Annotated in this window: 18 protein-coding genes; 10 read left to right on the top strand and 8 right to left on the bottom strand. The window is 63.1% G+C overall.

Annotation, left to right across the window (positions count from 1 at the left end):
* Positions 1–119 precede the first annotated feature (119 nt).
* From AC2FNS_RS12235 to AC2FNS_RS12200, 8 genes are all read left to right on the top strand, one after another.
* Positions 120–3,668, top strand: a complete 3,549-nt coding sequence (locus AC2FNS_RS12235; protein WP_496713112.1) for an AAA family ATPase — start codon at positions 120–122, stop codon at positions 3,666–3,668.
* A 30-nt stretch (positions 3,669–3,698) separates the two neighbouring features.
* Entirely contained in the window at positions 3,699–3,956 is a 258-nt protein-coding gene (locus AC2FNS_RS12230; RefSeq protein WP_496683117.1) for a DUF4242 domain-containing protein, read from the top strand.
* A gap of 104 nt (positions 3,957–4,060) precedes the next feature.
* Positions 4,061–5,476: an FAD-binding oxidoreductase gene (locus tag AC2FNS_RS12225; protein ID WP_496683119.1), complete on the top strand. Its 1,416-nt coding sequence runs from the start codon at positions 4,061–4,063 to the stop codon at positions 5,474–5,476.
* 105 nt (positions 5,477–5,581) lie between these two features.
* Complete coding sequence (locus AC2FNS_RS12220) at positions 5,582–6,397, top strand: ABC transporter substrate-binding protein (RefSeq protein WP_496683121.1); 816 nt, start codon at positions 5,582–5,584, stop codon at positions 6,395–6,397.
* A 1-nt stretch (position 6,398) separates the two neighbouring features.
* On the top strand, positions 6,399–7,232 hold the full coding sequence (locus AC2FNS_RS12215) for an amino acid ABC transporter permease (protein WP_496713110.1): 834 nt from the start codon (positions 6,399–6,401) through the stop codon (positions 7,230–7,232).
* Complete coding sequence (locus tag AC2FNS_RS12210) at positions 7,232–7,963, top strand: amino acid ABC transporter ATP-binding protein (RefSeq protein ID WP_496713108.1); 732 nt, start codon at positions 7,232–7,234, stop codon at positions 7,961–7,963. Before AC2FNS_RS12215 ends, AC2FNS_RS12210 begins: the two co-directional genes overlap by 1 nt.
* A gap of 96 nt (positions 7,964–8,059) precedes the next feature.
* Positions 8,060–9,904, top strand: a complete 1,845-nt coding sequence (locus AC2FNS_RS12205) for an amidohydrolase (protein ID WP_496713106.1) — start codon at positions 8,060–8,062, stop codon at positions 9,902–9,904.
* A 41-nt stretch (positions 9,905–9,945) separates the two neighbouring features.
* On the top strand, positions 9,946–10,755 hold the full coding sequence (locus tag AC2FNS_RS12200) for a M90 family metallopeptidase (RefSeq protein WP_496713104.1): 810 nt from the start codon (positions 9,946–9,948) through the stop codon (positions 10,753–10,755).
* A 33-nt stretch (positions 10,756–10,788) separates the two neighbouring features.
* Here AC2FNS_RS12200 and AC2FNS_RS12195 read toward each other — a convergent pair whose 3' ends face one another.
* From AC2FNS_RS12195 to AC2FNS_RS12170, 6 genes are all read right to left on the bottom strand, one after another.
* Entirely contained in the window at positions 10,789–10,968 is a 180-nt protein-coding gene (locus tag AC2FNS_RS12195; RefSeq protein ID WP_496685613.1) for a hypothetical protein, read from the bottom strand.
* A gap of 317 nt (positions 10,969–11,285) precedes the next feature.
* Positions 11,286–11,642, bottom strand: coding sequence for a DMT family transporter (locus tag AC2FNS_RS12190; protein WP_496713102.1), 357 nt, complete (start codon positions 11,640–11,642; stop codon positions 11,286–11,288).
* 27 nt (positions 11,643–11,669) lie between these two features.
* A complete protein-coding gene (locus AC2FNS_RS12185; protein ID WP_496797510.1) occupies positions 11,670–13,106 on the bottom strand; it encodes a UbiA family prenyltransferase in 1,437 nt (478 codons plus the stop codon).
* A 90-nt stretch (positions 13,107–13,196) separates the two neighbouring features.
* Positions 13,197–14,555 carry a nucleotide sugar dehydrogenase gene (locus AC2FNS_RS12180; protein WP_496713099.1) on the bottom strand — a complete coding sequence of 453 codons (1,359 nt, stop codon included), beginning with the start codon at positions 14,553–14,555 and terminating at the stop codon, positions 13,197–13,199.
* Between the two features lie 220 nt (positions 14,556–14,775).
* Positions 14,776–15,951: a glycosyltransferase family 4 protein gene (locus tag AC2FNS_RS12175; RefSeq protein ID WP_496713097.1), complete on the bottom strand. Its 1,176-nt coding sequence runs from the start codon at positions 15,949–15,951 to the stop codon at positions 14,776–14,778.
* 43 nt (positions 15,952–15,994) lie between these two features.
* A complete protein-coding gene (locus tag AC2FNS_RS12170) occupies positions 15,995–17,104 on the bottom strand; it encodes an NAD-dependent epimerase/dehydratase family protein (RefSeq protein ID WP_496684254.1) in 1,110 nt (369 codons plus the stop codon).
* A gap of 227 nt (positions 17,105–17,331) precedes the next feature.
* Between AC2FNS_RS12170 and AC2FNS_RS12165 the strand changes: the two genes are divergently transcribed.
* On the top strand, positions 17,332–18,384 hold the full coding sequence (locus AC2FNS_RS12165; protein ID WP_496797149.1) for a Gfo/Idh/MocA family protein: 1,053 nt from the start codon (positions 17,332–17,334) through the stop codon (positions 18,382–18,384).
* A 6-nt stretch (positions 18,385–18,390) separates the two neighbouring features.
* Here the strand turns inward: AC2FNS_RS12165 and AC2FNS_RS12160 are convergent, their stop codons facing one another.
* On the bottom strand, positions 18,391–19,329 hold the full coding sequence (locus tag AC2FNS_RS12160; protein ID WP_496685628.1) for a hypothetical protein: 939 nt from the start codon (positions 19,327–19,329) through the stop codon (positions 18,391–18,393).
* A 14-nt stretch (positions 19,330–19,343) separates the two neighbouring features.
* Positions 19,344–20,237, bottom strand: a complete 894-nt coding sequence (locus AC2FNS_RS12155; RefSeq protein ID WP_496742949.1) for a glycosyltransferase family 2 protein — start codon at positions 20,235–20,237, stop codon at positions 19,344–19,346.
* Positions 20,238–20,605: 368 nt separating this feature from the next.
* Here AC2FNS_RS12155 and AC2FNS_RS12150 point away from each other — a divergent pair, with 368 nt between their 5' ends.
* Complete coding sequence (locus AC2FNS_RS12150) at positions 20,606–21,751, top strand: glycosyltransferase (RefSeq protein ID WP_496797511.1); 1,146 nt, start codon at positions 20,606–20,608, stop codon at positions 21,749–21,751.
* Positions 21,752–21,789 lie beyond the last annotated feature (38 nt).

Below are 21,789 nucleotides of genomic sequence, written 5' to 3'. Positions count from 1 at the left end.
CCCGATCAAGGAATTGAAACGTCAGCGCAGTCTGATCCGCCCAAACCTGCGTGTCGAGACATTTTCGGCCGCACTGACCGATTGCTTGATTGACACCGCGGAACCCCGCATGATCAGGCATGGACAGCACGGTCGAGACATGGCTGCACGATCTGGGCCTGGACCAGTATGCCGATGCGTTTGCACAGAACGACGTCGATGAACGGGTGCTGCCCTTGCTGTCCGACGCTGACCTGCGCGAACTGGGTGTCAGCCTTGGGCACCGGAAGCTCATACTGGCGGCGGCGCGGGATTTGGGCGGCACGCCGGACGGGTCGCCGCACCCTGCCATCCCTTTGCCCGAAGCGGCGGGGACCGTATCCGACCAAGCTGACCTTGCGGCTGCCGAGCGCCGGCACCTGACCGTGTTCTTTGCCGATCTTGTCGGCTCGACCGAACTGACCAACCGGATTGACCCGGAAGACATGCGGACCCTGCTGCAGCGCTATCAGGACGCCGTCGCCGGGGCCGTCAGCCGGTATGGCGGCTATGTCGCCAAATATCTGGGTGACGGGTTGCTTGTCTTTTTCGGTTGGCCGCGCGCCTACGAGGATCACGCGATCCGCGCGGTCAAAGCAGGCCAGGAGTCGGTGGCGCGGGTCAAGGCGCTGCAAACCCCGGACGGGACCCCGCTGTCGGTTCGGATCGGCATCGCCAGCGGCGACGTGGTCGTTGGTGACGCGATCGGCAAAAACACTTATGAGGAAGGGGCGATGACCGGGCCGGTCTTGAACCTGGCCGCCCGCATCCAGGAACGAGCGCCGCCGAACGCCGTGGTCGTCCCGCAGGAGGACGCCACAACGGCGTTGCAGGGCGTATTCGAATTCGCCGCACTGGGGCAGGTCCCGCTCAAGGGGTTCGATGCACCGCGGACATTGATGCAAGTCGTGGCGGAACGCAGCGCCGAGAGCCGCTTTCGCGCCGTGCATGACGGTGCGGCCCAAAACAGGTTGATCGGGCGCGAGACGGAAAAGGACATCCTGCTGCAGTCGTGGCGGCAGGCGCAGGATGGCGCGGGCCAGGTGATCCTGCTGGGCGGCGAGGCCGGTATGGGCAAGTCCCGGCTGGTCGAGGCGTTTCTTGCGGACCCCAACGTGGCGGAACACGCCGACATCATCCGCCTGAACTGCTCGCCTTACCTGACCAGCAGCCCGTTTCACCCGGTCGCGGCACGGATTTCGCAGGATGCGGGCGTTGGGCACGATTTTGACGACGACAGGGTTCAGGAGCATGTGCGCGGGATGCTATCCCGGCGTCAGGGTCTGAAACTCGAGCAGGTGCTCCCGGTATTTGCGGCCCTGGTTGCGCCGCACAGCGCGCTGGCCCAAACGGTTCTGAACCTTTCGCCGCAAGAGCAGCGTGATCTGACGATTCAGACGCTGATCACCACGGTCAGGGCGCGAGCGTCAAATCGTCCCGTCATCATTTTCGTCGAGGACGCCCATTGGATCGATGCCTCGACCTTGGCCCTTCTCGAGCGGTTCAAATCGATCTGTGTCGACCTGCCGTTGCTGATGGTTATCACTCATCGCCCCGAATGGGAAATGCGGACCGGCGCCGGCGATACCCATGTCCAGACATTGCAGTTGCGTCGCTTCGGGCCTGCCCAGGTCGGCGACCTGATCGAATCGTTGACCGGCCGCCCGACCGACCCCGAAATGGTGGCCAGCATCATCGAGAAAACCGACGGAATCCCGCTGTTCGTCGAGGAATTGACCCGAACGATCACCCAGACGGGCGATCTGCGCAATGTGCCCTCGTCGCTCAAGGGCACGTTGATGGCTCGGCTCGATGCGGTGTCGCCCGGCGCCAAACAGGTCGCCTTGGCCGCCTCGGTGATCGGGCGCGAGTTCGAGCCTGACCTGCTGCTGGAAATCATGTCCCTGGGCCCGGAGGACCTGCACACGCATCTCGATGAGTTGAGCCACGCCGGTCTGATTTTTGAAAGTGGCCACCGCAAGGGGCATTTCGTATTTCGCCACGCGCTGATCCGCGACACGGCCTATCAATCCATGCTCAGCACCACACGCAAGGTCCAGCACGCCCAGGTGGCCCGAGCGCTGACCCTGCACCGCGCCGCTGACATCGAGCGCCGCCCGGAACCCGTCGCCCGGCACCTGACCGAGGCCGAGGATTGGGCCGCTGCCTTTGAACGGTGGCGCGCGGCCACCGAAATGGCCTTGGGCAGATCGGCCAGCCAAGAGGCCTTGGCCAACGCGGCTGAAGCGCTGAAGGCCGCGGGCCAGTTGGGCTCTGACGACAGCCGCGAGGTGATTGTTGCTACTTCGCTGCTGGGGCGTGCCCATGACAGCGCCGGGCAATTGCCCGAGGGGATTGCGCTGCTGCAACAAGCCATGGATGCGGCGCGGCGCACCGGCCGGGATGCGCTGGCCGCGGATATCACGAACCAGTTTGCGGATACCTGCATGATGGCCGGCCGGAATCATGAAAAGGCGATCTCGCTCTGCCTCGAGGCGCTGGAAAAACTGCCCAAGCAAGACGAGGCGCGCCGCTGCAGCCTCATGGGACAGATCTCCAAAGCCTGCATGTTCATTGGCCGCCTTGCCGAAGGCGCGGAATATGGTCAACGATGCATGGACTTGGCCGCGCGGCTGGGCGACCACAAATCGCAGTTTCACGTCATGATGACCCGCTATGGTGCGCCGTTCATCGCCCGGCAGGGCGACGACCGCTGGAACTGGCGGGAAAATCTGGAGGCGATGCACGCGACGGCGGAAAAACTGGGCAGCATCGACCAGGGGCGCGACCGCACGCTCAGTTTGTTCGTCGGTGCCGAGATGGCTGACCGTGCGTTGGTCGACAGCTCGCTGGACCTGTTGACCGAGATTTCGAGCAAGGACATGCATCTGCAACTTTATTGGGTGCAGATTCATGCCCGGGCCATGGTGGACATCTTGGACGGTCGGTTTGACCGGGCCGAAGCCTATGCGACCGAGGCGTTGAAGATCGGCCGTCAGACTCACGGTGCCCATGTCGAGGGCGTGTATGGCGTTCAGATGTTCACGATCCGTCGGGAACAGAACCGCCTTCACGAAGTGGCGCCCGTCGTCAAACGCCTGATGTCCGACAACCCGGAAGATGTCGCTTGGAAGCCCGGCTTTGGCCTGATCGCCGCCGAGCTTGGCTATTCCGAGGCAGCTGAACGAATCCTCGATGAGTTGTCCGAAACCGGCTTCGAGCTGCCGGAGGATGCGATGTATTCGACCACTCTGGGCTATCTCGCCGATATCTGCGTAGCGGTCGAGCGGCGCGACCTCGCCGAGATCATCTATCAGAAACTGTTGCCCTTTCGCGATCTTACCATCACCGCCGGGGCAACTACCGTCTGCACCGGCGCCGCTGCACGACGGCTGGGCGCGCTGGCGGCGCTTTTGGGCGAATGGGACACTGCCGAGAGTCTGTTCGACACCGCGATGGCCGTCGATACAGCGATGGCCGCTCCACCCTGGATCGCCCATAGCCAAGCCGCCCGAGCCCGAGCATTGCGCCGCCGAGGTCGCCCTCAGGACCTTAGCATTGCCTTGGAGCTCGAGGTGGCAGCGTTGGCAACCGCGCGAGAATTGGCTATGGTTTCCTTGGCGTCAAGACTTGAGGGAGCAGCGTCCTAGTTTTCAGAAAGTGTGTACCGGGGGGGTGCCATGCCAAGATATATCATTGAACGAAATTTTGCCGAACAGCTTGATCTGGGAGACGACGACAAGATCAAGATCAAGGAAATCAACGATGAAGAGGGGATCGAGTGGATATTCTCGTTCCTCAGTGCCGACAAGCGCAAGACCTATTGCCTGTACGAAGCCCCGGACGAGGAAAGTCTGCGCAAGGCGGCGAAGCGCCTGAACATTCCTGCTGACGTCATCACGCCGGTTGACCGTGTCGACCCAGGCCTTTTCGCCTGACGTAGCATCCGATCTCAGTTGCGCCCGACGCCGGCAACAGGCGAAAGGGCACCCGCCGAGGCAGACAAGCAAGGATCCTGTCCACCTGATCTGGAGGACCGATCATGTTTGACCTGATAACGCTGAACGGCAGCACCAAATCCGTGGACCAAGACGCGCTTGACGCTTTGGACGCGGCGCTACGCGGCTCCGTCTTCCTACCCGGTAGCCCGGAATACGATGACGCCCGGACCACTTGGAACAGCATTGTCGACCGCAAACCCGGCTTTGTGATCCGGGCGCTCGGCGCCAGCGATGTGCAAAAGGCCATCAATTTCGTGCGCGAGGCGGGGCTGATCATGTCCGTCCGCTCGGGCGGACATCAGATTGCCGGGCATGCGGTGGCCGATGATGCGGTGATGCTGGATTTGTCGCAGATGAAATCGGTGCATGTCGACCCGAAGGCGCGCACCGCGCGTGTGGCGCCAGGCGCGGTACTGGGTGACGTAGACCGAGAGACGCAGGCGCACGGGTTGGTGGTTCCGACCGGCATCAACTCGACCACCGGGATCGCCGGGTTGACCTTGGGCGGCGGCTTTGGCTGGACTACGCGCAAGTTCGGCATGACCATCGACAACCTGATCTCGGCCGAGGTGGTGCTGGCCGATGGCGCGATCGTGACCGCGTCGGAAAGCAGCCACCCGGACCTGTTCTGGGCCATCCGTGGGGGCGGTGGCAATTTCGGCGTGGTCACTTCGTTCGAGTTCCGCCTGCATCCGCTGGGGCCGCAAGTCCTGTCCGGCCTTGTGATCCACCCGCTTGAACAGGGTCCCTCCCTGTTGCCCGAATACGCCCGGATCGCCGACACCGCCCCTGACGAGCTGACGGTCTGGACGGTGATGCGCAAGGCCCCGCCCTTGCCCTTCCTGCCCGAAGACTGGCACGGGCGCGAGGTGCTGATCTTTGCCGCCTGTTATGCCGGGCCCATCGAAGACGGAGAAGCCGCGATGGAGCCGCTGCGCGCCCTCGGAGACCCGATCGTGGACGTGATCGCGCCGCACGCCTTCGTCGACTGGCAGGCCGCGTTCGACCCTCTGCTGACCCCCGGCGCGCGCAACTATTGGAAAAGCCACGATTTTGATGCCTTGCCCACGGATGCGGTCGCAGGGCTGCTCGACAGTATCTCGACCTTGCCGGACCCGGCTTGTGAAGTGTTCATCGCCCACGTCGGCGGCGCGATGGCACGGGTAGAGGCTGCGGCGACAGCCTATCCCCAACGCTCGGCCCATTTCATCATGAACGTGCACACCCGTTGGGAAGACCCAGCCAATGACGATGCCTGCATTGCTTGGGCGCGGGCGCTGTATGACCGCATGGTGCCGTATGCAACCGGCAGTGCCTATGTCAATTTCATGCCCGCGGATGAGGCCGCCGCCCTGTCATCGGCCTATGGTGCGAACGCGGCCCAATTGTCCCGGATCAAAGGCAGGTACGACCCCGGCAACCTGTTCCGGGTGAACCACAACATTCCACCCGCGTGACGGCTTGAACTTCTTGCGGTGTTTGGCATAGACCGCGACCAACTGGACAGGGTCGGCGGGCAACACTACCGTGGGCCCGACATTCCCAACAGGAGACCCAGATCCATGTCCAAGATGCTTTCGATCGCGGCCGCAACCCTTGCGTTCACCGCAACTTCGGCCCTTGCGGATGGGCATTGCGCCGCGGGCAAGACCCTGACCGAGGGCAAGTTCACCGTGGCCACCGGAAACCCGGCCTATTACCCTTGGGTGATGGATGACGCGCCCGAGTCCGGCCAAGGCTTTGAAGCCGCCGTCGCCTATGCCGTGGCCGAGGAGATGGGCTTTGCCGCTGATGACGTGGTTTGGGTCCGGTCGTCCTTTGACGAGGCGATCCAACCCGGCGCCAAGAACTTCGACGTGAACATCCAGCAATACTCGATCACGCCCGAGCGCGATCAGGTCGTCGATTTCTCGGCCCCTTACTACACCGCGCCGATGGCGGTTTTGGTCAGCGCAAACGCCGTTGACACCCCGCCCACGCTCGAGGCGCTGAAGGGCCTGCAATGGGGCGCGGTCGGCTCGACCACAGCGGTGCCGAAACTGGCCAACGTAATCCAGCCAAATGCCGATCCGCTGCTCTATGGCGACAATGCCGATGTGAACGCGGCCATGACCGCGAACCAGATCGACGCCGCGCTGTTCGACCTGCCCACCGCCCTGTTCCTGAGCGCGGTGATGATCGAAGGGTCCAAGGTGATCGGCCAGTTCCCTGCCGATCAAGGCGACAACCCCGACCAGTTCGGCATGTTGATGGAGGAAGGCAACCCGCTGAAATCCTGCGTGGATGCGGCCATCGCCGCGCTGACTGAAAGCGGCAAACTTGCCGAGATCGAAGCCAAATGGCTGCAGGACACGACGGGCGTTCCGCTGATCAAGTGACATGACACGAAACAGAACGGCGGGTCCGACCCGCCGCGAACTTTTTGAGGCGCAGCAGCGGCGGCGATCGATCCGGATCGCCGCGACCAGCACCGTTCTGGTCGTGTTGGCGCTGATCGTGCTGGTGCCGCTGGCACCGGGCTGGGCCAAGGTCCAGCAGAGCTTTTTCAACGGCGAGGTTCTGGTCAAGACCTTCCCGAAGCTGCTCGATGCCTTCAAGATCAACGTGATGATCTTTGCTTGGTCGGCGCCCGCGATCGCGGTGCTGGGGCTACTGATCGCGCTGGCCCGCGACACCAAATCGCCCGCTCTGTTCCCGTTGCGTATCTTCGGCGCGGCCTTCACCGACATATTCCGCGGCGTGCCTGTGATCCTGACCGTCTATCTGATCGGCTTCGGCATTCCCGGGCTGGGTCTGGCCCGGCCGTGGAACTCGCCCTATATCTGGGGATCGCTGGCGCTGATCCTGACCTATTCGGCCTATGTGGCCGAGATTTTCCGCTCGGGCATCGACAGCGTACACCACAGCCAGCGCGCCGCCGCCCTGTCGCTGGGCCTGACCGAAGGCCAGGTGATGCGCGACGTGGTGCTGCCACAAGCCGTCCGCAACGTCGTGCCCTCGCAGATGAACATGTTGATCGCGCTGCAAAAGGACGTGTCGCTTCTCAGTTTCATCGGCCCGGTCGAGATCTTCCGCCAGGCCGGCGTGTTCAAATCGCTGCTGGCCAATTTCACGCCTTATGTGGGCGCGGCGATCATTTTTCTGATCGTGACCATCCCGGCGACACGCTATGCCGACCACCTGATGGCCCGGCAGATGCGGGAGCGGCGCTGATGGCGAAACTGAACTTGCGCAACGTCGTCAAACGCTTTGGCGACCGCACCGTCTGCGACGGCATCGACCTGACCGTGGACGAGGGGCAGATGGTCTGCCTGATCGGCGCTTCGGGGGCGGGCAAATCCACCGTTCTGCGCTGTATCAACCTGCTCGAGCCGATCGAGGATGGTGAGATCCTGCTGGACGGGGTCGACATCTCGGTGCCCGGGCTGGATCCGCAATCGGTGCGCGCCCGCATCGGCATCGTGTTCCAGAGCTTCAACCTGTTCCCGCACATGACGGCGCTGGACAACGTGATGCTGGCGCCGCGCCGCGTGCGCGGCCGCACGCGCGCCGAACTGCTGCCCCAGATCGAAGAGATGTTCGAACGCTTCGGGCTGGCCGACCGGATGCACAACTATCCCGACCAACTCTCTGGCGGGCAGCAGCAGCGGGTCGCCATCGTGCGCGCCCTGGCAATGCAGCCCGAGGTGATGCTGTTCGACGAGATCACCTCGGCCCTGGATCCGCAACTGGTGGGCGAGGTTCTGGACGTGCTGCTGATGCTCAAGCAACAGGGCATGACGATGGTGATGGCCACGCACGAGATGGGCTTTGCCCGGCAGGCCGCCGACAAGGTGTGTTTCCTGCAGAACGGCCGCATTGTCGAGGAAGGCCCGCCCGAGCAGCTGTTCGACAACCCGCAGCAAGACGCCACACGGCAATTTCTGGCGCGCGCGCTCAAGTAAACACCGGCGCCGGTTCAAAAATTGAACATTGCACGGACCGGACGCCAACTTCGTGCTAGAGTCCACCGAACTGCCATATGCTGCTGGAGGTTCGGAATGCGTCTTTCAACCCTGTCTGCCGTGTGCGTTGCTGCCGGTCTTACCCTCAGCAACATGGCTTTGGCCCAACAGGTCGCTGACACGATCTATACCGGTGGTCCGATTCTGACAATCGATGACGCCCGGCCCACGGTACAGGCGGTCGCGGTCAAGGATGGGCGGATCATCGCAGCAGGTGAACTGGCCGAGATGCGCAGCCATCAGGGCGACGACACGACGATCTTTGATCTGGACGGGCGCGCAATGTTGCCCGGCTTTGTCGACAGCCACGGTCACGTGGTCATGGGCGGTTTGCAAGCCTTGTCGGCGAACCTGCTGGCACCACCGGATGGCACGGTCACCGACATTGACAGCCTGCAGGCGGCGTTGTCCGCGTGGGCCGAGGCCAATAGCGACACGGTCGAAGCGATGGGGATGATCATCGGCTTCGGCTATGACAACGCGCAACTGGCCGAGCTGCGCCACCCCACCCGTTCCGAACTGGACGCGGTATCGCGCGACGTTCCGATCATGATCATCCACCAATCCGGCCATCTAGGGGTCGGCAATTCCAAAGCGCTCGAATTGGCCGGGATCACCGCAGAAACCGAGAACCCGCCCGGAGGCGTGATACGAAAGGACGATGCCGGCCAGCCGAATGGCGTGCTGGAGGAATACGCATTCTTCGGCGCCTTGGTGCCCCTGCTTGGCAGTGTCGGCGAAGACGGACTGCAGACTTTTGCGCGCGCCGGCAGCCGGATGTGGGCGCGCTTTGGCTACACCACCGCGCAAGAGGGGCGCTCCTCGGGCGCGGCAGTTCAGGCCCTGCGCCGGGTGGCCGCGGACGGCGACCTTCCGATCGACGTGGTGGCCTTTCCCGACGTTCTGGAATCGCGCGATTTCATCGCATCGGACGCGTCGCGCACCTATGCCGACCGGGTGCGAGTCGGCGGGTGCAAGCTGACAATCGACGGCTCGCCGCAAGGATTTACCGCGCTGCGGGATCGGCCCTACTACGATCCGGTCGGGGATTACCCGCCCGGCTATGCCGGCTACGCCGCCATCACGCGCGAGCAGTTGCAGGATTCGGTGAACTGGTGTTTCGAGAACGGTCTCCAGATCCTGACCCACTCCAATGGCGAGGGGGCCACGGACATGCTGATCGCCGCCATCGACGAGGCGCGGTTGACCTATGGGGATCCGGGCAATCGGCCTGTTCTGGTGCATGGTCAGTTCCTGCGCGAGGATCAGGTGGCCAGCCTCAAACGATTGGGCGTGTTCCCATCGCTGTTTCCGATGCACACCTTCTATTGGGGCGACTGGCACCGCGACCACACGGTCGGGCCGGTCAATGCCGACAACATCTCGCCCACCGGCTGGGTGACCGAGCGCGGCATGATGTTCGGTACGCATCACGACGCGCCTGTGGCATTTCCAGACAGCATGCGGGTCTTGGCAGCGACGGTTACCCGGCGCACCCGGTCGGGCGACATCCTGGGCCCGCATCAACGGGTCGATGTGATGACGGCGCTCAAGGCGATGACGATCTGGCCGGCATGGCAGCATTTCGAGGAAGATCAGAAGGGCTCGATCGAGGTGGGCAAACTGGCTGATTTCGTGATCCTTTCGGATGACCCGACCGCGGTCGACCCTGAAACGCTGGCCCAGCTTCGCGTGCGGACCACCATCAAAGAGGATGCGGTGATCTTCGACGCCGATACGGCGGTCAAAGAGGGACGACTGGACCGACGCCCCCTTGCCCCCGACCCGGTGACGGCACATCTGCTGCTGCATGCGCTGTATCAGGGCCTGGACGTCGAACGACCTTGGCTGGCGGAATTCACGCAGCCCTCGACCGAGTGAATCGGCTTTTCGAGGTGGGGCAATAGAGATACCGTCGCCACATGGTGCTTTTTCTGAGCCTTGTTGCGGCAATCGCCGGTCTGGTGGCCTGGTATTTCTGGTCGAAGTCCAGGGCTAGGGCCGCGCTGCTGCAAACACCGCTGAGCGATGAAGAGCGGCGGACCATCCACGCGACGGTGCCGATTCTCGAGCGGCTGCCTGCCAAGCTGCGCGCCACTTTGGAAGGCAAGATAAACCTGTTCCTGAACCAGGTCGATTTCATCGGCTGCGACGGGCTTGAGGTCACGGACGAAATGCGCCTGTCGATTGCCGCACAAGCCTGCCTTCTGGTCGTCAACTCGGACCAATGGTATGACAATCTGACGACGGTCCTGATCTATCCCAACGCCTTCAAGTCTCGCCAACAGCGGCACAGCGGCTATGTCGTGACCGAACAAGAGATCATCCGTACCGGCGAAAGCTGGGATCGGGGGCCGGTGATCCTGTCCTGGGCGCACAGCCGGCGGGGCGCGGCAAACGATCATGACGGGCACAACGTCGTGTTCCACGAATTTGCCCATCAGTTGGATGACTTGTCCGGCGGCACCAACGGCGTGCCCGTACTGGCCAAAGAGCAGAGCTATGCCGGGTGGGCGCGTGTTTTTTTGGCGGCCTTCGACGCGCATGTGCAAGCGGTCGAGACGGGCCGGCGCACAGTGATCGACCCCTATGGTGCCACCGGACACGAAGAGTTCTTTGCCGTCACGGTCGAGCTGTTCTTTGAGCGGCCCAAGGCCTTGAAGCAGGTCGAACCGGCATTTTATTCGGAATTGCGCAAGTTCTTTCGCGTTGATCCTGCAAACTGGTCGTAGGATCGCCGGCCCAGATGTCTCGGAATGCGGCGATCAGCCGGAAAAGGCGCGGCGTTCATCCGATTGCGTGGTCTTCAGCGCGCGGGTCAAGCAGATTGCGCCCATGCCAACCAGGACAAAGCAAGTTCCGGCGAGCATATAAACCAACAGTGCGGTCAGAACCGAATACCCGGACAACAGGGCGGCCACGGCCAGACCAAGGCTGAATATCATTGCCAATCCGACGATCCCCAACACTGTCCCAGTCCCTCCGGTCATGAGTCGCGACCCGGTTGTGAGAGGACCAAGATGTCCACCACTCAAGCCGCAATTCGATTACGGTTTCAAATCATGGCAAAAGTTTGAACTGCCAAGGGTAAAAATTTGGTTAGCGGTTGCCTGTTTGCACCGATCCCATCACGCGAATCCATGAACTCTTGCGATATGGTACGGTGTGCGCTGCATGCCGGAACAAGTGTTGCAAGGGCAAGGCGTGAGGTGCAAATCGGTTCATTTGTGCAAGGTTTTGCCGATGGTCAACGGGCCGGGTGTCAGGCTTGGTCGACCTGCGACAGCAACAGAACCCCTGCCATGACCAACCCGATGCCGGTGATTTTCTGAAGGCTCAGCGTTTCCGAAAACAGGACGTAGCCGACGACAAGAATACCAACCATCGCCAGCCCCGTGACGGCCGGATAGGCGATGCTCAACTCGATCCCGCGGATGGCGACGATGAAACTGCCCAGCAGAAGCAGCCCGCTGGCCAGCCCGGCCCACGCCCAAGGAGATGCCACCAAGGCGCGGATGTCAAACGGACCGGACAGCTGTTGAACGGCCAGTTTGAATGACACGTTGGTGCAGATGTTCGCGCAAACCGCAAGCAGCAAAGAAGACCAGTAGAGTGACATGTTCCTTCTCCTCGGTTGTCGGGTCCGTCACAGGCTGAGGTACTTGGCAGCCAGCGTGACCACCACGAAGGCTGCGCCGACCATCAGGCTGATGCGGTCGCGCAGCGCGAACAGAACCGGGTCGTCGGCCACCCGCCCGCGCCGCGCCCCGACCCAGATCCGGTTGCCCCAGTACAGCAGCAGAAGGCACAGTAGCCACAAGATTTCGGGGGTCCGGTAGATGGTCTGGACCTCGGGGCTGTTGATGTACAGCGCCAGAATGACCACCGCCGCGGTGATGTTTGCGACGCCCAGGCTGAACATCGTCTCGCTGTCGGCATGCGAATAGTCCCGGCCATGCACGGTGCTGTCATCGGCGGGGGCCGCGGCCACTTCGACATAGCGTTTCAGATAGCCCAAGCTGACAAAGATGAACATCGAGAAGGCCAGAAACCAGGACGACAGGACGATACCGGTGGCGGCTGAGCCCGCGATCACCCGCAATGTGTACAATGAAGCCAACACCATAACGTCCGCCGTGGCGATCTGCTTGACCCAAAAGGAATAGGCCATGGTGATGGCAAGGTAGGCGATCAGCACCAGGGTGAAATTGACCGGAAGGAAAACGACCGACAGTCCGAAGGCAACGATCGGCAGGGCGATGGCCCCGACCACGCCCGCCCGCAGCGAAAGGTCGCCCGAGGGCAGGGGACGGAACTGCTTGCTGGTATGCTGGCGGTCGGCCTGCAGATCGACAAGATCGTTCAGGAAATACACGCCCGATGCACAGAGGCTGAAGCAGATGAAGGCTAGCAGCGACGCCAGCACGCTCTCGATCGGCAGGTGCTGCTGTGACGTGAACAGAGGCGCAAAGATCAACGCGTTCTTGGCATATTGATGCGGACGCATCGATTTTAGGAATGCTCTCCAGCCGGGTGGCCGCGAGTTGACGACCATTTCGGCTTTGTCCGCCGCCCGTGCTGCATCCACATCCCGTGCCGGTGCATTCACCAAGATTTCGGTCTTGGCTGCGGCCCAGATCGGACGGTCCGCTGCGGTGTCACCTGCGTAGGTGAAGGGATCCTGTCCGGCCATATCCCGGATCGCGGCGAGTTTCCTGGCGCCTTTCAGGTTTTGCGTTACGTCGGTGGCCAGGACCGTATCGAAAAGGCCCAGATGCTCGGCCACCGGTTCGGCAAAGGCCTTCGGCGCGGCCGTCGCCAGAACCAGTTGCCGGCCCTGGGCCTTTTGTTGCTTCAAATACGCCAACAGCGCCGTTTCGTAGGGCAGGCCGGCCGGGTCGATCCGAACCTGCTGCGCGATGCGGGATTTGGCATAGGCGATGCCGCGAAACAGCCAGAGCACCAGCACAAATATGTTCAACGGGTTCTTCGTCAGAAACTGAACGATGGCCTCGACAAAAAGATCGGTCCTGACCAGCGTGCCATCCAGGTCGACGAAGATTCTTGCGGGCTTTTCACTCATCAACGGGTTCTTCTTTCGGTCCGGGCATCCTTGAAAGCAAACCTTGCCGACCTGCCGGACCTTCGCCCGGCAGGGCCGCCACACGCGGTCTCAAAGCTTCAACAGGCGGCCACCGGCCACCTCAATTCCTTTCTTTGCAAAGACGTTGCGCGTGTCGAATATCATCGCGGCTTCGCGCGCCACCAGCGCATAGTCGGGCGCGCTGTGGTCGGTAATCACCGCCACCGCGCCATAGCGTTTCAGGTTTTCCGCCGTCAGAGGCATCGATTCCCGCCCGGCCAGATCCGGGTACTCGCCCCCTTCCGGCAGGCTGGGGAAGAACGGATCATGGTAATCGACCCGCGCGCCCAGCTTCTCCAGCTCTTGCAGCAGCACCAGCGCGGGGCTGCGGCGGGTATCCTCGACGTCGCGCTTGTAGGCGATGCCCATCAGCAGGATGCGTTGGCCGGCCAGAGGTTGGTCGGTGTCGGCCCCATCCGGCGCCAGCCGGTCGGCCATCCGGCGGGCCAGCGCGCTTGGCACGGCATCGTTGCTGGACCGGGCCAGGTTGATGATCGGCGTGTCGGATCCGGCATCGGCCGCGCGCCAGGCCAGATAGGCCGGCGAGACCGGGATGCAGGCGCCGCCGATCCCCGGACCGGGATAGAAGGGCATGAACCCGAAGGGCTTGGTGGCGGCGGCGTCGATCACTTCCCATACATCCACGCCCATTGCGTCCAATGCGGTCTTGAGTTCGTTCACGAGCGCGATGTTCACCGTCCGAAAGCTGTTTTCCACCAGCTTGACTGCCTCGGCGGTGGCGGCCGAACTGACCGGAACCGCGCGTGTCACAATGGCGCGATAGAACTCCTCGATCAGTTGCAGCGAAAGCGGATCGTCGGCGCCGACAACCTTGGGAATGTTGTGGGTGTCGAACTTGTCATTGCCGGGGTCTTCGCGCTCGGGCGAGAAGCCCAGAAAGAAATCGACCCCCGCGCGCAGGCCGCGCGCTTCTAGCAGCGGCTGCACCAGCGTCGTGGTGGCGCCCGGCCAGACGCTGCTTTCCAATACCACCAGCTGCCCGGGCCGCAGATGCTGCGCGATGGTCTCGGCGGCGGCTGCGACAAAGCGCATGTCCGGGTCCTGGCTGTCGGTCAGCGGCGTGGGTACGCAGATCAGGATGATGTCGGCCTCGCTCAGGGCTGCCGCGTCCTGCGTTGCCCGGAACCGTCCGCTGTCCACGGCTTTGGCGATTCGGTCTGGTGCGAGGTAGGAGATGACCTGAGCACCTTGATTGATCCACGCGACCCGCTGCGGGTTCAGGTCGATTCCGGTGGTGTCAAAGCCTTTGTCATGGGCGGTCAGCGCCAGAGGCAGGCCGACATAGCCCAGCCCGACCACGGCGACCCGCGCCTCGCGCGCGGCGATGCGCTGTCTGAGGGTCTGGTGATGTGAGGTTTCGAGATTCATGATGTACCCTGATCATACAAACTGGAACTGAAATCAATTGCCGTCTTGGACCTAAACAAACCGCCCTCAACCACCGATACGGAGGATCGGGGCCGAATCCAATAAAATAGTCTCGCCCGGGCAGGGCGCAGATTGAATGTTTCCAAATAGGGCGCAATGGGACCTATTGCCGTGGACTGTACTGTGACAGCTTGCGCAGTCGGACGATGCTGCAATTTTCCTATTTCCTACCCAGCGCCCGCTGAAACGACTGTTCGGCCATGGCCGCGCCCTTGTCCCACCCGAACCCTGACGCCCGGGCCAGCGCCTTGTTCGACAGGTCGTGTCGAAGGCCCGGATCGGACAGCAGGCGGATGGCCTGGTCCGCCAGCGCCCGGCTGGATGTCGGGTCGAAATACAGCCCGCTATCGCCGACCACCTCGGGCAGGCTGCCGCGATCCGAGGACAGGACGGGCGTTCCGCAGGACATCGCCTCGAGCGCGGGCAGGCCGAAACCCTCCCACAGCGAGGGAAATACCAGCGCGTCGGCGGCGTTCAGCAAGGCGGCCAGTTGGGTGTCGTCGATCTCTCCGGTAAACAGGATGTTTTCGGAACACGCGGCATTCGCGGCTGCACTGGCCTTGAGGTCTGCGACGTTGTCCCAGAACCGGGCCCCGGTCGTGCGCCCGACGATGGCCAACCGCGTGTCGGGAAACGTGGCGACGATGCGCGGCATCGCCTCGATCAGGCGCAGCACGTTCTTGTGCCGGTTGAACCCGCCTACATAGACCAGAAGCGGCGCGTCCGGCGGGATGCCATGGCTTTGCCGGACACGGTCCAGCTGCGACTGGTCCCGGGCGGGGGCAAAGATCGGCTCGGCCCCTTCGGTGATCGTGTCGATCTTGCCGCGGGGAATGCGCAGGATGGCCGCCAGATCGGTTGCCGAGGCCTCGGAGATCGTCATCACCCGCGTCGCCTGTTTTTTGGCCAGCCAGCATTTGGCCTGCCACAGGCGGAAGTTCAGCTTTCGGGGAAAGATCAGGTCGGGAAACCGCTCGGGGATCGTGTCGTGAAAGCACACCACGCTGGGTCGCCGCGCAAGCAGGGGGAAATAGGAATAAACCGCCGGATAGAAGAACAGGTCGCACTGAATCTGCCTAGCGGCCCGCGCCATCGTCATCAGGTCGGCGCCTTTGCGGGCCCGCGCGCCTGATGAGGCCTCGGACATCGAAGCCCCGGACCCGGCGACCCGTATCTCGACCCCGTCCGGCACCACGCGCGTGGGGGGTTGATCGAACAGCAGCGTGTACCGGTACCCCCTGTCCCGGCTGACCAGCGCGTGGATCAGGTTGCGGGTGAAGCGGCCAAACCCGCGTTCGTTTTCCCACGATGTTGCGTCAACGGCGATATGTGTCAAAACCCATGAACCTCGAAACAAGAAACACTGAAAAAACCGTCAATTACGGGGCGCCGTGGCGGGATTGAAGATAGGTGCGTGTGGCGTCGAGCCCGGCGGGCAAATCGTATTCAGGCCGATAGCCCAGGCGCGCGCGGGCGAGGTCGATCCGGCAGACCCCATGTGCCGCGAACAGTTCGAGCATGGCGTGGTCGGGAAAGACCTCGGCCGGACCGGGCAAGCGGCGCTTCAACTCGTGAACCATGGTTTCGAACTTCTCGCGACCGATCAGGCTGCGGGCGGCGGCGCTGACGCGCGCGGCCAGAGCTGGCCGGTCGGGCGGGGCGTCCTCCGATGGCGCGGGCAGCCGGGCCTGCAGCGCGGCCAGTGGGGAATGGCGCACCTGACCCCGCCCGATGATCCGGGCATAGCCAAGCAGCAGGTCCGACCAGGCGAAAGGTGCCGCGCCGGAAATGATGAAACGCTCGCGGTCCAGATCCGGCAGGATCGCCGCGCGCAACAGAGCCTGCACCAGATCATCGACGAATACCCCGTTGCAGACACCTTCGGGATCGGGCAGGACCACCGTTCCACGCGCCAGCCAGTCGGCCAGCTGGTCGGTCCACATCCGGCTGTGCGGGCCATAGACCAGCGTCGGCTGCAGGATCGCCGCGGGGCAGTTCCCTTGCATCAAGGCCTGCTCCATGGCCTGCTTGGCCTGCCGATAGGCCGACCCGCCCGGCCTTTGCATGGGGCTGTTTTCATCCAGATCCTGATGTGGCCAGCCGTCATGCACGACGATCGAGCTGACATGGACGATCCGGCCGACGCCCGCGGTTTCGGCGGCGGATCTGAGCACCTCGAAATCCGCAAGGTTTTGGGTTGCGGGTGCGCGCATGTCATACGCGAGGTGAAACAGCACCTGATGGCCGCGCAAGGCGGCCTGCATCAGAGGTCGGTCAGACAGGGCGCCCACCTCGACCCGGACCCCGAGCGCGGCAAGATCGCGCGTGCCGTGCCGGGTTCTGAGCAAAGCGGTGACGTTTGCCCCGGCCTGGGTCAGCTGTTCCAGCAGCCGCCGACCGACGAACCCCGTGGCACCGGTGACAAAGACTGGGCAGCCAGCAAGGTCCTGCCATTGGGCTTGGTTCCCGGTGTGGGTCCGATCCGTCAAAACTCGATCCAAAGCAACATGTTGTCCGAGGTCAGCCTAGCGCAACGCGCTGGCCTGTGCTACTGCGCTGGAAAGGAATGTTGGATTGGAGCGCGGGTTTTGCGCCGGGCCACCGCCGGATCCGCGATTGAAGGACCGAGCACCGTAAGGGGCCGTTCCCAAGGTTGATTGTCGTGTGCGCCGGACCGGTGCGGTCGGGCGAAAGTATTGAGTGAAGGAGTTGTTTCATGCGTATCGGGGTTGTCGGCGGGGCCGGGAAAATCGGGAAATTGCGGGTCGAGACCATCCAGGAGTGCCCGGACACGACGCTGGCGGCCGTCATGGATCTGTCGGAAGAGGGTGCCCGGGCCGTAGCCGGTGGGGCGCCGGTCTTCACCGACCTGGACCGGTTTCTGGACACCGATATGGATGCCGTCGTGGTCTCGACACCGCCGCACCTGCACGAGGCCCCCTGCCTGGGCGCGCTTGCGCGGGGGCGGCATGTGCTGGTCGAGAAACCGATGGCCAACTCGGTCGAGACCTGCCGCCGGATCCTGAAGGCGGCCGCAGCCGCGAACCGGGTCGTCGCGACCGGGTTCAACATGCGGTATTACCCGGCCTTCGCCTATGTAAAGGACGCCGTAACCAGCGGCCAGATCGGAACGCTGACCCATGTGCGGGCCTTCGGCGGCCATGACGGGCTAGCCCATTTCGCCCACGATTGGGAATACCGGACCCCGCTGGCGGGCGGCGGCGCGATGTGGGACATCGGGATTCACCTGACCGACCTAGTGCGGCATCTGCTGGGCGAGGTTACGTCGGTCTATGGCGTGGCCAGCGAGTCCGTCTGGAACTTGGCGGGGTCCGAGGACAATGCCATGGCGATCTTCCGCAATCCCGACGGGCTGGCCGCGATCTATCAGGCCACATGGGATGAATGGCGTGGATACGACTTTGTCATCGAGGCACATGGAACCCACGGGCTGGTGCGCGGGGCCTATGCGCCGATGAAGAACGTGCTGGTGACCCTGCCGGAACCGGGCGGAAAACCGGTCACGACCACCCGGCACTATTTCGACATCGCGGTCCGGGAAAAGCTGCGGTCGTGGAAATCGACGGCCAAGTTATCCTTCGCCGAGGAACTAAGGGATTTTCTGAAACTGTGCGACGGGGACCTGAGCGTCCGGATTGCCGACGGGAATGCTGGTCTGCGCGCGATCGAGATTGCCTTGGCGGTGGCCGAGAGCAGCCGCACCAACGCGCCGGTCGAGTTGCCCCGCTTGCTGCCCGAGCGTCCTTGACCGGGATCAGGCGTGGTCGGGTTCCGGCCCCTGCACATAGCCTGCAAGCTCGCCCAACGCCCACATCGTGACGATCAGAAAGATCAGGGGGGATGCTTTCCAGAAGTCGCGCAGATGTATCCGTTTCTTCCGCTGGGTTGAATAGTGCCGCGCAAACAGAACGAAGGGCAGCAAGGGGGTCACAGCGGCGCGAAAGACACGCTTGGCGGCCGAAATCTCGCCGGAATGTATCCGCGCGTATTTTCGCCCCCAATGAAACCACTCGACCGCCAGCAGATGTGTCGGGATGCGTGGCCGGAATTGCGTTGTGCGGGGGTGTTCTGACAGGACCAGCTTGTGACCAGCCGCCTGTAATGCCGCGTGGATCGACGGTTCGTAGAACCGCTCTTTGTAGAGGGCCTGCAATTCACGCAGGGTATCGGCCCGGTAGCAGACGTTTGTTGCCGACAGAAAATCGGCCTCGGAGGTCGGGATCGGCGGCATGTAGCGGCTGAAGTCACAGATGTGAACCGCCCAATTCCACGCCGTGTCGTGGCCGTTGTCCACGCATCCCCCCACTGCGGCCGCGCCGGTTTGCCGTTGCAGGTCGATGGCGGAGGCCACCCAGTCTTCCCGCGGGATGCCCCGGTCTTCGACCATGCCGATCAACCGGCCGCGCGCGGCCTTGACGCCCTCGGCGCGGCGAATGTCCCAGAACCGGTGCAGTTCGAGCGCGTTGCGCGGCACCTGGCCCCGGGCGACCACGCCCAGATCCAGAAACCGGAACTCGGGGAAATCGGTCTGCAGGTCGGCGGCTTCGCGCGATAGCTGGTCGTAGGGAATGATGACTTCGAACTGATGCGTGCCTGACTGGTTCCGCAGTGCGTTCAGACAGTTGCGCAGCGCAGCGCCTCCATCGACGATGGCGACGATCACGGACAATTCGGGTCGGGTCGGATCGGACATCGGCCGCTATCCCGCTAGCGGACCTTGGAAAGGGACTGTCCGGCCCCGAACCAGTAACCCGAAATCTCACCCGCCCCCCAGGACAGCGCAAAAGGCACCAGAAGCGGCAGCGACCGAAGCAGCTGTGGCACATGCCTCTTCTTTGACAGGATGTTGCGGACCACCCGCGCAAAGACGACCGGCGGCAGGGCAAAGGCCAAACAACCCATCAGAGCGCGTTTCGTCGCGGGTTCGCCGCGGACCCGCGCCCCGGCGAAGCTTTTGGAGTAGAGATATCGCTGTGCCATATACAGCCCGAAGGTGTAGTGCATCTTGTGGCCGGCGACGATGTCGTTGCGCATGACCAGTTTCGCGCCTGCTTGGCGCATGTAATCATGTAGATGGTTTTCCCATTTGCCGTCGTCCAGCACCGCGTCGCATTTGCTCAGCACGTCGCGTCGATACACGGTGTTGTTGCCGGGCAGCCAATCACACGGTCCGTCGGCCAGCGGCGGCAGGACCGCGCTGTATTCACACAGGAACGCCGCCCAATCGATCAGCGAGTCGGTCGCCTCGTTGTCGACCGGCCCGGCAACCGCATCCGCGCCGGCGGCGATCTCTTCCAGCATCCGGGCGGTCCAATCCGGCGGGACGATGACGTGATCCTCGATCACGCCGACCGCATCCGCCGAGGCCGTCCGGATGCCAACTGCCCGCATCTGCGGGATCGTGGCTTCGGCGCCCACCGAGATGACATGAACGTCGGGAAATTCGGCCTGGACCTTCTGGGCAAAGCCGCAGCCCAGACGCTCGACCGCCAGGACCTCGGGTTTGGGGCCGGTCTGGTTGCGCAGCGCGGTCATGCAGCCTTGAAAATCGGAATAGGAATTGACGCAGGGTATGACGACCGAAATCTGATGTGGTTTCATGACTAAATCTCCAATCCTGATCGTAATGCAAAACCGGTCGTCTGCGCGCCCATAATCCGAAATATTGAATTTGAACGTGCTTGAACACAGCGATCAAAGGTCGGCTGGCCAACTGTCAAAAAAATTTGCCCATTGATTCAAAGGTGACCGGATTGTGGCATCAGTGGCAACAGTCCTGATTTGGGCTTCGCGGGCGAAACCGGCTTGGCCAATCCGTGCGGGGGCATGGATTTGGCCATCCGCCCTGATCTGACCCAGTCTGGGCCGCTGCGTTTTCAGCGGCCAGTCGTACAGGAGGCGTTGATATGCGTGGCGTCGCACATGTGCTCTTGTTACACCTTCACTACCGAGTGCAGTTGGAATGAACCATGCAGACAGAACCCGGAACGGATGTCCGCCAGCCCCTGCGCATCGCGCAGATGTGTACCGATTTCGGAATGGGCGGAATAGCACGCCATGCGCTGGACCTGAGCACTTGGCTGACGGGTCGCGGGCATGAAATCTATCTGGCCGGCAGCCCCGGAAACTGGGCGAACGAACAACTGAGCGATCGATTTCTGTCGGTTCCGACGCGCGGTGTTGCGGCGGATGGCGGGTCGGTTCTGCGGCGACTGTCAAACGCGGGGCGGGGCGCGCAGTCGCTGCGTCGCTGGTTGCGCGAGGCGAACGTCGACGTGATCCATGCGCATGAATCCGCTCCGGCCCTGGTGGCATTGCTGGCGCGGATGGGTCTGAACATTCCACTGGTCGTGACCTATCACGGCTCGGACCCCGACCGGATCAGGGGGTTCGGCACCATTGCGCGCCATGCCGACCTGATCGTCACGCCCAGCCACCGCGCCGCCGAGGACCTTGTGGCGATCGGGGGTATTTCCAAGGGCAAGCTGAGGGTGATCGGCCTCGGGATCAAGCCGCCCCCCGTAGACCTGCCGGAAGACGTGGCCGCGTTGCGTGACCACCTGTTGCGCGGGGGCACGCGCCTGGTCGTGACCATCGCCCGGGTGGCGCATCAGAAAGGGATCGACATTCTGATCGAGTGTGTGGCGCGCCTGAAGGGCAGCCATCCCGAATACCGCTTCGTCGTGGTCGGCGATGGGCCGCTGGATCGCGAGATGCAGGCGTTGGCCACGGATCGCGGCCTGGACGGGTATCTGCAGTTCGTGGGGCGGACGGATGTTCCGTACCGGTATCTGCGGGCGGCGGATCTGATGCTTTTGACCTCGCGGTGGGAGGCCCTTCCGATCTCGATTGCCGAGTCGCTGCAGACCGGCACACCGATCGTCGCGACGGATTGTTCCGGGGTGCACGAACTGGTCGACGACACGGTCGGGGCCTGCGTTCCCATCGGTGATGTCGCGGCGATCATACAGGCGGTGACAGAGGTGCTGGAAGATGATGCGAAACGCGCGGCCATGGCGGCAAACGCGTTTCAGAGATCGAAAGCGTCCCGCTTTGACCCCGACCATATCAACCGGCAGATCGAAAGCCTGTATCTTGGGCTGCAGGAGCGGTAGGCCCGGTCGGTGGCGACTTGTGCCTTTCGATCGGGGCG

Source organism: Ruegeria sp. BHSA191 (assembly GCF_059613325.1).
This window is presented reverse-complemented; position numbering and strand designations above follow the sequence as displayed.